Raw genomic sequence first — 11956 nt, 5'->3', positions numbered from 1 at the left:
GTCGGGGAAGTACTGGACCACGGAGTTGAGGATGTTCCCCGCGCCCCTAAATGCTCTCCCCCTCTCCGACCTCGTAAGAGGACGGGCCCCGTCAGGGGCGCGGGGAACTGCGCGACCAGCCAGTCACCGGCCGGCGGGTGGACCGACAACATGAGGCGGCACCCTCCCCCGGGCCCGGGGACCCGGAACCCCGATTCCGTATCGCGGACGGAATGTCCAGATCTTGGAGCCCTCGGCGTACCCTTGTGGCCTATCGACCGACCTATCGAGGAGCGAGAGCGACGATGCCCGAGCTGAGGTCCCGCACAGTCACCCACGGCCGCAATATGGCGGGCGCCCGCGCCCTTATGCGCGCCTCGGGCGTAGCGGGCGCGGACATCGGCAAGCCCGTCATCGCCGTGGCGAACTCGTTCACCGAGTTCGTCCCCGGTCACACCCACCTCCAGCCGGTGGGCCGGATCGTCAGTGAGGCGATCAAGGCGGCGGGGGCGATCCCCCGTGAGTTCAATACGATCGCCGTCGACGACGGTATCGCCATGGGCCACGGCGGAATGCTCTACTCGCTCCCGTCCCGCGACCTGATCGCGGACAGTGTCGAGTACATGGTCGAGGCGCACTGCGCGGACGCCCTGATCTGCATCTCCAACTGCGACAAGATCACCCCGGGCATGCTCAACGCGGCTCTGCGTCTGAACATCCCCACGGTCTTCGTCTCCGGCGGCCCCATGGAGGCGGGCAAGGCGACCCTGGTCAACGGCACGGTCCGCAAGCTCGACCTGGTGAACGCGATCGTGGACGCGGTCGACGAGAGCATCTCCGACGAGGACATGCTGCGGATCGAGGAGAACGCCTGTCCGACCTGCGGTTCCTGTTCCGGCATGTTCACGGCCAACTCGATGAACTGTCTGACGGAGGCCATGGGCCTCTCGCTCCCCGGTAACGGCTCGGTCCTGGCGACGCACACGGCCCGCCGCGCGCTCTACGAGAACGCGGGCCGGACGGTGGTCGAGATCACCAAGCGTTACTACGAGCACGGCGACGCGAACGTCCTGCCCCGGAACATCGCCACTCGTGCCGCCTTCGACAACGCCATGGCCCTGGACATCGCCATGGGCGGCTCGACGAACACGATCCTGCATCTGCTGGCGGCCGCGCAGGAGGCCGAGCTGGACTACGGGCTGGACGACATCGACGCCGTCTCGCGCCGGGTCCCCTGCCTGGCGAAGGTCGCGCCGAATGTGGCGCCCCAGGGCACGTACTACATGGAGGACGTCCACCGGGCGGGCGGTATCCCCGCGATCCTCGGCGAGCTGTACCGGGCCGGGCTGCTGGACGAGGACGTCCACACCGTCCACTCGTCCTCCGTCAAGCAGTGGCTCGACGACTGGGACATCCGCGGCGGCTCCCCGTCCGCCGACGCGGTCGAGCTGTGGCACGCGGCGCCGGGCTGTGTCCGTTCGGCGGAGGCGTTCTCGCAGTCGGAGCGGTGGGAGACGCTGGACACGGACGCCGCGAACGGCTGTATCCGTGACGCCGCGCACGCGTACAGCAAGGACGGCGGTCTGGCCGTGCTGAAGGGCAATCTCGCGGTCGACGGCTGTGTGGTGAAGACGGCGGGCGTCGACGAGTCCATCTGGACCTTCGAGGGCCCGGCCGTGGTCTGCGAGTCGCAGGACGAGGCGGTCGACAAGATCCTCCGCAAGGAGGTCAAGGAGGGCGATGTCGTCGTCATCCGGTACGAGGGCCCCAAGGGCGGCCCGGGGATGCAGGAGATGCTCTACCCGACGTCCTTCCTGAAGGGCCGGGGTCTGGGCAAGGCGTGCGCGCTGGTCACCGACGGCCGTTTCTCGGGTGGTACGTCGGGTCTCTCCATCGGCCACGCCTCTCCGGAGGCGGCGTCCGGCGGCACGATCGCCCTGGTGGAGAACGGCGACCGGATCCGGATCGACATCCCGGGCCGCTCGATCGAGCTGCTGGTGTCCGAGGAGGAGCTGACCGCCCGCCGTGAGGCGCTGGGCGGCCGGTACGCCCCGAAGGCGCGGGAGCGGAAGGTGTCGGCGGCGCTGCGTGCCTATGCGGCGATGGCGACGAGTGCGGACAAGGGCGCGGTCCGGGACGTCTCCCGACTGGGCTGACGCACCCTGCGGAACACCAGGCGGCCGGACCCGGAGACGGGCCCGGCCGTCCCCCGTTCCTCCCCTCGCCGGACCCGGTTTCACGGGAAACATGTTGCGACATCCCCCGCACTCCGGGTCACCATGACGCCATGAACGGGACGACGGACGGTACGGCGGACGAGACGACGGCCGTCGCGGCGGCGATCGCGGCCGAGCTACGCCTCATGGACCCGCTGGTCCGCTCCTCCCCGGAGGAGGCCGCCCGGCTGCTCGACCCCGACTTCACCGAGGTGGGCGGATCGGGGCGGCACTGGACGTACGAGACCATGCTCGCCGGGCTCGCCGACCATCCGGGCAGCTCGGCGGACGGTCCCGGGTACGAGCCCTCGGGCTTCGCCGGGACGCTGCTGGCGCCCGGAGTGGTCCATCTGACCTTCGAGACCCGGCTGGGCGACCAGCGGGCCCGCCGCAGCTCGATCTGGCGCGCGCACCCGGCGTCCGCCGGCGGCCCCGCGATCTGGCGGATGTACTACCACCAGTCGACCCCGGTACCGCCCGGAGTCGACTGAGCCCGACCTGCCCCGACCTGCTTCGGCCTGCCCCGACCTGCTTCGGCCCGTCCGGTCGCACCCGGCTACCAGCTCCCCGGATCCGCCGCCGCGACCGAGAAGACCGAGCCGTCGGGTGCCGTACCGAAGACCCGGTCGCCCGCCGTGGCCGGGGCGGGCAGGAACGAGGTGTACGTCCGGGGTCCGCCGTCCATCCGGGGGTCCGTCTGGCCGGTCAGCCGTCCGCGTACCGCGTCGACCGCCAGCAGCCGCCCGTCCCCGGCCGTCACGAAGACCGCGTTCCGGCCCGCGACGGGCCGGGACAGCTGGGTCGCCCCGGTCTCCAGCCGCCACAGCTGACCTGCCCGCCCCGTCTGCCCCGAGGCGTTTCGTTCGGGGGAGACCCGGACCGCCACCAGGGATCCGCCCGCTCCGCCGATATACGTCACTCCGCTCGGCGAGACCACCGCCTGTGCCTGCGGAACCGGCGCGTCCAGGGCGATCCGGCGCACCGCGCGCCCCCGGGCCGCGCCTCCGTCCGCTGCCCTGTCCGTCCCGGCCCCCGCGACCGTCAGCCGGACGACCGCGTCCGTACTGCCGGTCGAGTCCACGGCGAGCAGTTGCAGCGCACCGTCCGCGAACCCCACCGGCCGCAACGACCCCTCCAGCCGCTGCCGCCACAGCAGCCGCCCGGTGTCCGGGTCGACCGCGTTGATCTCCGTCGCGGTACCCCCGGCCGACGGGTCCACCGCGTACAGGGCACCGCCCCCGGCGATCCACTCACCACCGCCCGAACCGTGCCGGGCCCGCCACCGCTCGGCGCCGGTCCGGGCGTCCAGGGCCCGGACCCGGCCGTCGCCCTTGACGAGGAGGGCCAGCTCACCGGCGTACCGCACCCCCGAATACCCGGCCATCGGGGCCGACCACCGGGGCTCGCCCGTCGCCGGGTCCAGTGCCTGTACGGGCTCGGTGCCGACGGGCCGGATCTGCACCAGGCCGCCCGCGAGCACCGGCGCGCGCGGTCCGATGTCGGCCGTAGCGCCCCGTCCGGCGGGCCGGGACCACATCCGGCGGCCGGTCGCGGGGTCGAGGCGGGCGGCGGTCACCCCCGGCGCGGAGCAGTAGAGCGCGCCGGGACCGGGTGCGTAGGCACACGCGGGCGTACGTTCCTCCCCGCGCGCCTTTCCGAGCCGTACGCTCCACGCCTCGACTCCATGCGCCCCCGGCGACCCCGCCCGGGTCCCGGCGGACGTCCCGGCCCCGCCGTCCGTGCCGTCGCCCGCCCGGAGCGCCACCACCCCGGCGGTCGCCAGCAGGACCAGGGCGATTCCGGCCACCGCCCAGCGCCGCCGCCCGGCCGTCCACCGCCCCCGGCCGCCACCCTTGCCGCCGTTCCCCGAAGAGATTCCGCTTTTGTCCGCGCCGCTGCCCCCGACCGAGGAGCCCAACCGGCCCGGCCCCCCGGAACCCACCCCTGCGGAACCAGTCCATCCGCCCGGGGCGGCCGTCGCGGCGCCCGGGCCCGGCAGGCTCTCGCGCGGATCCGGTTCCCTGGGCATCGGCACATACGCCTGGGTGTCGTACGAGGCCGAGGGCGAGGCCTCCCGCAGCGCCACCATCAACTCGTACGGCGACGGCCGCTCCGCCGGGTCCTTCGCCAGACAGCGGCGGAGCAGCGGCACCAGCCCCGACGGCACCCCCGTCAGCTCGGGCTCGTCATGAACGACCTGGTAGGCCACGATGTACGGACTGTCGGAGTCGAACGGTCCGCGCCCGGTGAGAGCATGCACCAGGACCGACCCCATGGCGAAGACATCCGCCTCGGGCCCCACCTCCCGGGGCCGCTGGAACTGCTCGGGCGCCATGAACGGCGGCGTACCGATCAGCTTCCCGGTCTCCGTGCGCAGATCGCTGTCCTTCGGCCGCGAGATACCGAAGTCGATCACCTTCGGGCCGTCGGCGCCGAGCAGCACATTGCTCGGCTTGAGATCGCGGTGCACCACCCCCGCGCGATGGATGTCGCGCAGCGCCTCGGCCAGCCCGGCGCCCGTCCTGCGGACCGCCTCGGGCTCCATCGGACCATTCCGCTTCACCTGTTCGGCGAGGGTGGGGCCGTCGATGAAGAGGGTCGCCATCCAGGGGCGGGCGGCATCCGGATCGGCGTCCACGACGGAGGCCGTGAACGCCCCGCTGACCCGCCTCGCAGCCGCGACCTCCTGCCGGAAACGCGCCCTGAACTCGGGATCCGTGGCGTGCTCGGCATGGATGACCTTGACGGCGAGACGCAGCCCCGACGCGGACGTCGCACGGTGGACGACACCCATACCGCCGTTCCCGAGACAGGCTTCGAGCCGGTACTGACCTGCGTACTCAGGCTGACCGGATTCCGACGCCTGACCGGTGCTCCGCAGCGGTGGCATCCCCACCCCCGATGATCGATCGTGCGCACGCGCGAACCTCGGAGCCTAGTCGATGGTGAGTGCGATCCCGGGGGTGGTTGCCCGCCGGGGCGCGGCGTACCGTACCTCTACGCAGATACACCAACGGGGGAGATTTCCATGACAATCGACGAAACCGGGACCGGCCCGGAGCAGACGGCGGCGGAGCCGTCGGTATCGGCATCCGTATCGGCGTCGGTCGCGCTCGGGGACGTCGCGACGGCCGAGGTCTCCGCGGCGGTCCGCTACTACCCGGTCGCGCCGGGCGTCGCGCTCAACGTCCGGATGGGCCCCGGCACCCAGTACGAACTGATCCGTACGCTCCCCGTCGGCTCCCGCGTCCCGATCTTCTGCCAGAAGCCGGGCCAGTCGGTCAACGGCCCGTACGGCACGTCCCGGATCTGGGACAACATCGGCAACGGCGAGTTCGTCTCGGACGCGTACATCCGTACCGGCAGCGACGGATACGTGGCCATCCGCTGCTGACCCCGGGCCCGGGGGCCGCCGCCGGGGAGGACACCGGGGATAATCGGCCCGTGAGCGAGCAGCAGCAGAACACCCGAGGCGGGACCCCGGAGGGGCCGCTGCCCGAGCCCATCCGCTTCTTCGGCACCACCTGGGTCGACCACGACGGCGGCTACGGGCTGCGCCGCGCGGGCGTCGCGGCCGGTGCCCTGGCCGCGGCGGCGCTCGGCGCGTTCGCCCTCCGGCTGGGCTACGAGGGCCTGACGATCGCCGAGGTCGGCGGCATCCTGAACGCGATGGTCATCGTGATGTTCGCGGTGTGCAGCGCGATCGCCTTCCGCAAGACCTGGGAGGGCTTCACCCGCCGCCCGACCGGCGCGGCCACCCCGGACGCGCTGCGGAGCGTCCGTACGGTCGGCTTCGTCGGCGTGCTGCTGGCCTGGTGCCTCCGCGCGCTGAAGGAGGCGCCGGGCGAGGCGCTGCACCGCCGGGAGTACGAGACGGCCCGCGCCCAGTTCACCAAGCGCCGCGGCGCCCGCACGGGCAACCCGGAGGCCCGCACCCCCAAACGCAAATCCCGCTGACCCCCTGCGGGAAGCACCCGCCGCTACCCGGGACGCGCCCGGCGCCCGAAGCTTGTTCGCGGTCCGCGGACCGCGAACAAGCGGAGGTCGCCGGGTATAACCCGGGTTGTGGGGCGGCGCCCCGGGGACGTAGACGGCGCAGCTCCGGCCGGGGAGGATCACCCCATGAGCCCCATGAGCCCCATGAGCGCAGAGCATCGCCCCGGCGCCCTCGCGTCGTCGCCGCGCGCGCGGTCGTTCGACGGCGCGGCGGCCCAGTACGCCGCGGCCCGCCCCGGCTACCCGGACGCCCTGTTCGACACCGTCGAGGAGCTGGCCGGCCGCTCCCTGCGCGGCGCGGACGTCGTCGACGTCGGCGCCGGTACCGGTATCTCCAGCGGACTGCTGGCCCGCCGCGGCGCCCGGGTCGTCGCCGTGGAACCGGGCGCGGGCATGGCGGGCGAGTTCCGCCGTACGCATCCGGACATCCCGCTCGTACGCGGCCTCGGCGACGCCCTCCCGCTCGCCTCCGCCCGCGCCGATCTGATCACGTACGCCCAGGCGTGGCACTGGACCGACCCGGCCCGTTCCCTCCCCGAGGCGCGCCGGGTGCTCCGCCCCGGGGGCGCGCTCGCGCTCTGGTGGAACGTCGCCGACGAGACGGTTCCGTGGGTCGCCGACCAGAGCGCCCGCTTCCGGCGCCGGATCCCGGAGTGGACCCACGGCTCGCCGGGCCCGGTCAGGTCGCTGCCCGCCGACTGGGAGGGCCGAACCGTCGAGCGCCGGATCCCGTGGACCCGGGCCGTGCCGGTGGACACCCATCTCGCGAACATCGGCAGCCATTCGCTCCTGCTCACGCTGCCTCCGGGGGCCGCCGCCGAACTGCTGGCGCGGGAGCGCGCCGAGCTGCTGAAGGTCTTCCCGGACGGCACGGTCACGGAGGCGTACACGGTCGAGCTGACGATCACCGTCCCCACCGCCTGAGTCACCACAACCACCCCACGCACAACAAAGGACCCAGCAGAGATGGCCGAGCCGGCTGAGTTCGAGAAGCAGCGCGAACGCCTCTGGGGCATCGCCTACCGCATCACCGGCTCGGTGGCGGACGCCGACGACGCCCTCCAGGACGCCTGGCTGCGCTGGCGGCGGCTGCCGGACGACCGGGCCGAGAACCCCGCCGGATATCTGACCGCCGTGGTCAGCCGGATCTGTTACGACCAGCTCACCTCGGCCCGCGCCCGGCGCGAGGCGTATATCGGCCCCTGGCTGCCGGAGCCCGTGGTCACCGAGGCCGGCCCGGAGGAGCGGGCGACGCTCGACGACTCCGTGGGCATCGCCCTGCTCACGGTCCTCGAACGGCTCACCCCCGCCGAGCGGACCGCCCTCGTCCTGCACGACGCCTTCTCGGTGCCGTTCGCGGAGATCGCGGACGTGGTGGGCCGTACCCCCGAGTCGGTACGGCAGCTGGCGTCCCGGGCCCGCCGCCGGGTACAGGCCGAGGCTCCGCGCCGTACCGTCGACCGGGCCGAGCACCGGCGTACCGTCGAGGCCTTTCTCGCCGCCGCTGTCGACGGGGACCTGGCGGGTCTGGCCCGAATCCTCGACCCCGAGGTGGTCTGGCGTACCGATGGCAACGGCCTGGTGGGCGCGGCGCGTGTCCCGGTCGTGGGCCGCGAGAAGGTCACCCACTTCATCGGCCACGTCCTGCGCGCCTTCGTCCCGGGCCGGACCCGGCTGGGGCGGTACGACGTCAACGGCGCGCCCGGCCTCGTCGCCACCGGGACCGCCACCGGGACGGCCGCCGACTACTCGGCCGCGGTCTACGCCTTCACCGTCCAAGAGGGCCTGATCACCCGGATCGACTGCGCCCTCAACCCCGCCAAACTGGCCCACCTCGACCTGGCGGCGCTCCACGGCCCGCAGTAGCCCGCCGCGTACGACCCCACCACCCGTCCCACCCGCGGCGCGTGATCACCATCACGTCACACCCGCCCGCCCCACGCCGTCACCCCTGCATGACGCCTACTTCGCAGCAGGACAGCACCCGTCCCCCGGACCGGCCCGAGGTCACCGTCATCGGCGCGGGGTACGGCGGGCTGATGGCCGCCCTCCGGCTCGCCCCGCATACCCGGGTCACCCTGGTCGACCCGCACGACCGCTTCACCGAACGCGTCCGGCTCCACGAACTGGCCGGAACCCGGACCGATGTCACCCACCCCCTGGCCGACCTGCTGCGCGGCACCGGCGTCCGGCACATCGCCCACCGGGCCGTCGCCCTCGACCCGGACGCCCGCACGGTCACCACGGACGACGGCCGGGAGATCCGCTACGACCGCCTCGTCTACGCCCTCGGCAGCCGTACCGGCACCCCGGCCCCGGCACCCACCTCCATCCCCACCTCCATCCCCACCCCCGGAACGGCCCCCGGGCCCGAGACGCGCGCCGGGGCGCTGGAGCATCCCGAGGCCGACAGCCGGGTCCACACCGCCGAGACCGCCGCGGAACTCGGCCACCGGATGCGGACCGGCCGCGGCTCGGTCGCCGTCGTCGGCGGTGGTCTCACCGGCATCGAGACGGCCGCCGAACTCGCCGAGACCTACCCCGACTGGTCCGTACGCCTCCTCTCCTCCGGCCCCGTCGCCGCCGGCCACTCCGCCCGGGGCCGCGCCCATGTCCGTACCGTGCTGACCGGACTCGGCGTCCGGATCGAGGAGGGTACCGACGTCGCGCACCCCGACGACGTCGACGCGGACACCGTCGTCTGGTCGGCGTCGATGGTCCCCCGTACGGCCATCGCCTCCGCCGCCGGACTCGCCCTCGACCCGGTGACCGGCCGGATCGCGGTCGACGACGCCCTCCGCTCGATCAGCCACCCCGAGATCTGCGCCGTCGGGGACGCCGCAGCGGCCCACTCGGCGGCGGCGGGCGCCCTGCGCATGGGATGCGCGGCCGCCCTCCCCGGCGGGTCCCGGGCCGCCACCACGATCGTCGCGGACCTCCGGGGCCACGAGCCCCGGCCGCTCCGGTTCGGCTATGTCTTCCAGTGCGTCGGCCTCGGCCGCCGCGACGGCCTGATCCAGTTCGTCCGGGCCGACGACTCACCGCGCGCCCTCACCCTCACCGGCCGCCCGGCGGCCCACTTCAAGGAGCAGGTCGTACGGTTCACCGTCCGGATCCTCCACCTGGCCCGCCGCCGTCCCGGGGCGATCCCCCTCTTCCCTGGCCTGAGCTGACCACCCCGCCCGGTGCCCCGGCCCGCCGCCGGGGCACCCGGGGACGCCCCGGCCCCGCCCGGCCACCGCGTCACCGGTGCGAGGATGGGCGCCACAACCCCCAGCGACGAGGTGAACAGAGCCATGACCAAGACAGTCGCAGTCCTCGGTACGGGCAAGATCGGTGAAGCCCTCCTCAGCGGGATGATCCGCGCGGGCTGGCGACCGGCCGATCTCCTGGTCACCACCCGCCGCACCGACCGCGCCGAGGAACTCCGGACCCGCTACGGCGTCGAGCCCGTCACCAACGCCGACGCCGCCAAGCGCGCCGACACCCTCATCCTGGCCGTCAAGCCCCAGGACATGGGCGCCCTGCTCGACCAGCTCGCCCCCCATCTCACCGCCGATCGCCTGGTCATCAGCGCCGCCGCCGGAATCCCCACCTCCTTCATCGAGGAACGCCTGGCCTCCGGCGCCCCCGTCGTCCGTGTCATGCCCAACACCCCCGTCCTGGTCGACGAAGGCATGTCCGTCATCTCGGGCGGCCACCACGCCACCCCCACCCACCTCGCCCACACCGAGGAGATCTTCGGCAGCGTCGGCAAGACGCTCCGGGTCCCGGAGTCCCAGCAGGACGCCGCCACCGCACTCTCCGGCTCGGGCCCCGCCTACTTCTACTTCCTGGTCGAGGCCATGACCGACGCGGGCATCCTGCTCGGCCTGCCCCGTGCCCAGGCCCACGACCTCATCGTCCAGGCCGCCATCGGCGCCGCCGTGATGCTCCGCGACAGCGGCGAGCACCCCGTCAAGCTCCGGGAAGCCGTCACCTCCCCCGCCGGCACCACCATCAGCGCCATCCGCGAACTGGAGAACCACGGAGTCCGCGCCGCCCTGATCGCCGCCCTCGAAGCGGCCCGCGACCGCAGCCGCGAACTCGCCTCCGGCAACGGCTGACGCCCTGCCGGACCCGCCTTCTCACCGGCGTCCGCCCGTACGGCCACCGGTGAGGAACGGCCACGACCCCGGCCCGGCAGCGCGCCCGGTCCCGGATCCCTCCCGGCTACCCCGGCAGCAATCCGATCGCGGCATACGCCGCGTCCACCCTCGGCCGGGCCAGCCCTCTGGCCCGGCCGGCCCCCTTTCGCAACACATCGTCGAGATATCCCGCGTCCGCGGCCAGCTCCGCGTGCCGCTCCCGCACCGGCCGCAAAAGCTCCACCACCGCGTCCGCAACGGCCCGCTTCAACGCCCCGTACGACTCGTGTACACCGGCCAGCTCCTCCGGGTTCCCACCCGAACAGGCGGCCAGGATCTCCAGCAGATTCGCCACCCCCGGCGAGACCTCACGGTCGTAGACGACCGACGTCCCGCTGTCCGTCACGGCCCGCATCACCTTCCGCCGCACCTGGTCCGGATCGTCCAGCAGATAGACGATCCCCGCCCCCGACTCGTGCGACTTCCCCATCTTCGACAACGGGTCCTGAAGATCCATGATCCGAGCCGCGACCCGCGGATGGGTGGCCTTCGGCACGGTGAACGTATGCCCGTACCGCTGGTTGAACCGGACCGCCAGATCCCGGGTCAGCTCCACGTGCTGCGCCTGGTCGTCCCCGACCGGGACCTCGTCCGTCCCGTACGCCAGGATGTCCGCCGCCATCAGCACGGGATACGTCAGCAGCGACAGCCGTACGCCGTCCCCGCTCCGCCGGGCCGCCTCCGCCTTCTCCTTGTACTGGATCATCCGCCGCAGCTCGCCGTCGGACGCGGTGCACTCCAGCAGATAGGCCAGCCTGGTGTGCTCGTCGACGTGACTCTGTACGAAGACGGTGCAGCGCTCCGGGTCCAGCCCCGCCGCCAGCAGCAGCGTCGCCGCCTGCCTGCTCAGCCTGCGGACCCGGGCCGGATCGTGCTCCACGGTCAGGGCGTGCAGATCCACAACGCTGAACAGCGCGTCCGCCTCGTGCTGGTCGACCTCAACCCAGCGGCGGATCGCCCCCAGGTAGTTGCCCAGCGTCAGATGTCCGGTGGGCTTCACCCCACTGAAGATCCGGGTCATGTCCGCTTCTCCTCTCCCTCTGGTCCACGAGGCCACGGCTACCGGCGGCCCGGCTCTCCGAGGGGGAGAAACGAAAACGGCCGCCGAAGCGGCGGCCGTTGAGTACGCGCGAAGTGTCCGGCCGCCGTCAGGCGGCCCGCCACTGCTGTGAGCGCGTACGCGATGTCATGGGGACGAGCGTAGGGCACGGAGCCCCGGGTTGACAGTGGGCGGAGCCGACCGTAGTGTTCTCCGAGTTGCCCGACGTGAGCGCCGACTCAGGTTGGTCCCCGGGCGGCCCTTCCGTAAGACCACACCGACGAACGCGCGGCAGTTTTTGCCGCCCGGTTTCGGCCGTGCTTTTTCGGAATGAGGAATCAGCGTTCGACAGGACGCAGACCCGATTAGCGTCGGAGAAAAGGTTCCGCTAAAGTCTCACTCGTCGGAACGGCCCGAGTGGCCGGAAAGACAAAACCCGAGTTTCGACCGGGAATCAGGCCCGAAAGGATCTGATAGAGTCGGAAACGCCGAAAGGCAAAAGCAAGAAGGCCTCTCCAGTCGGCCGCCCGATCGGAATC

At 72.7% G+C, this 11956-nt stretch carries 10 protein-coding genes; 8 read left to right on the top strand and 2 right to left on the bottom strand.

Translation table 11 applies throughout. The features are described 5' to 3' along the window. Positions 1-284: 284 nt before the first annotated feature. Both ilvD and ABZ714_RS34535 read left to right on the top strand, forming a co-directional pair. On the top strand, positions 285-2135 hold the full coding sequence (gene ilvD / locus ABZ714_RS34540) for a dihydroxy-acid dehydratase (RefSeq protein ID WP_358829330.1): 1851 nt from the start codon (positions 285-287) through the stop codon (positions 2133-2135). Positions 2136-2266: 131 nt separating this feature from the next. Next, complete coding sequence (locus tag ABZ714_RS34535) at positions 2267-2686, top strand: DUF4440 domain-containing protein (RefSeq protein ID WP_358829329.1); 420 nt, start codon at positions 2267-2269, stop codon at positions 2684-2686. Between the two features lie 65 nt (positions 2687-2751). Here the strand turns inward: ABZ714_RS34535 and ABZ714_RS34530 are convergent, their stop codons facing one another. After that, a complete protein-coding gene (locus tag ABZ714_RS34530) occupies positions 2752-5085 on the bottom strand; it encodes a serine/threonine-protein kinase (protein WP_358829328.1) in 2334 nt (777 codons plus the stop codon). Between the two features lie 138 nt (positions 5086-5223). Here ABZ714_RS34530 and ABZ714_RS34525 point away from each other — a divergent pair, with 138 nt between their 5' ends. The 6 genes from ABZ714_RS34525 to proC all read left to right on the top strand — a co-directional run bounded on the left by ABZ714_RS34525 (position 5224) and on the right by proC (position 10297). Further along, on the top strand, positions 5224-5589 hold the full coding sequence (locus tag ABZ714_RS34525) for a peptidase (RefSeq protein ID WP_358829327.1): 366 nt from the start codon (positions 5224-5226) through the stop codon (positions 5587-5589). Between the two features lie 50 nt (positions 5590-5639). Beyond that, positions 5640-6152: a hypothetical protein gene (locus ABZ714_RS34520; RefSeq protein ID WP_358829326.1), complete on the top strand. Its 513-nt coding sequence runs from the start codon at positions 5640-5642 to the stop codon at positions 6150-6152. A gap of 183 nt (positions 6153-6335) precedes the next feature. After that, positions 6336-7115 carry a class I SAM-dependent methyltransferase gene (locus tag ABZ714_RS34515; RefSeq protein ID WP_358829325.1) on the top strand — a complete coding sequence of 260 codons (780 nt, stop codon included), beginning with the start codon at positions 6336-6338 and terminating at the stop codon, positions 7113-7115. A gap of 42 nt (positions 7116-7157) precedes the next feature. Further along, positions 7158-8057, top strand: coding sequence for an RNA polymerase sigma factor SigJ (gene sigJ / locus ABZ714_RS34510; RefSeq protein WP_358829324.1), 900 nt, complete (start codon positions 7158-7160; stop codon positions 8055-8057). A gap of 89 nt (positions 8058-8146) precedes the next feature. Continuing rightward, entirely contained in the window at positions 8147-9364 is a 1218-nt protein-coding gene (locus tag ABZ714_RS34505) for an FAD-dependent oxidoreductase (protein WP_358829323.1), read from the top strand. 123 nt (positions 9365-9487) lie between these two features. Next, on the top strand, positions 9488-10297 hold the full coding sequence (proC, locus tag ABZ714_RS34500; protein ID WP_358829322.1) for a pyrroline-5-carboxylate reductase: 810 nt from the start codon (positions 9488-9490) through the stop codon (positions 10295-10297). A gap of 106 nt (positions 10298-10403) precedes the next feature. Here the strand turns inward: proC and trpS are convergent, their stop codons facing one another. Beyond that, positions 10404-11399: a tryptophan--tRNA ligase gene (gene trpS / locus ABZ714_RS34495; RefSeq protein ID WP_358829321.1), complete on the bottom strand. Its 996-nt coding sequence runs from the start codon at positions 11397-11399 to the stop codon at positions 10404-10406. Positions 11400-11956: the final 557 nt, after the last annotated feature.

The sequence above is a fragment of the Streptomyces sp. NPDC006798 genome (genome assembly GCF_040635975.1).
Classification (GTDB): Bacteria; Actinomycetota; Actinomycetes; order Streptomycetales; family Streptomycetaceae; genus Streptomyces.
This window is presented reverse-complemented; position numbering and strand designations above follow the sequence as displayed.

Coding starts and splice junctions, on each gene's coding strand:
- ABZ714_RS34535 (WP_358829329.1), top strand. CDS start 2,267: ATGAACGGGACGACGGACGGTACGGCGGACGAGACGACGGCCGTCGCG.
- ABZ714_RS34505 (WP_358829323.1), top strand. CDS start 8,147: ATGACGCCTACTTCGCAGCAGGACAGCACCCGTCCCCCGGACCGGCCC.
- sigJ (WP_358829324.1), top strand. CDS start 7,158: ATGGCCGAGCCGGCTGAGTTCGAGAAGCAGCGCGAACGCCTCTGGGGC.
- ABZ714_RS34525 (WP_358829327.1), top strand. CDS start 5,224: ATGACAATCGACGAAACCGGGACCGGCCCGGAGCAGACGGCGGCGGAG.
- ABZ714_RS34530 (WP_358829328.1), bottom strand. CDS start 5,085: ATGCCACCGCTGCGGAGCACCGGTCAGGCGTCGGAATCCGGTCAGCCT.
- ilvD (WP_358829330.1), top strand. CDS start 285: ATGCCCGAGCTGAGGTCCCGCACAGTCACCCACGGCCGCAATATGGCG.
- proC (WP_358829322.1), top strand. CDS start 9,488: ATGACCAAGACAGTCGCAGTCCTCGGTACGGGCAAGATCGGTGAAGCC.
- ABZ714_RS34515 (WP_358829325.1), top strand. CDS start 6,336: ATGAGCGCAGAGCATCGCCCCGGCGCCCTCGCGTCGTCGCCGCGCGCG.
- trpS (WP_358829321.1), bottom strand. CDS start 11,399: ATGACCCGGATCTTCAGTGGGGTGAAGCCCACCGGACATCTGACGCTG.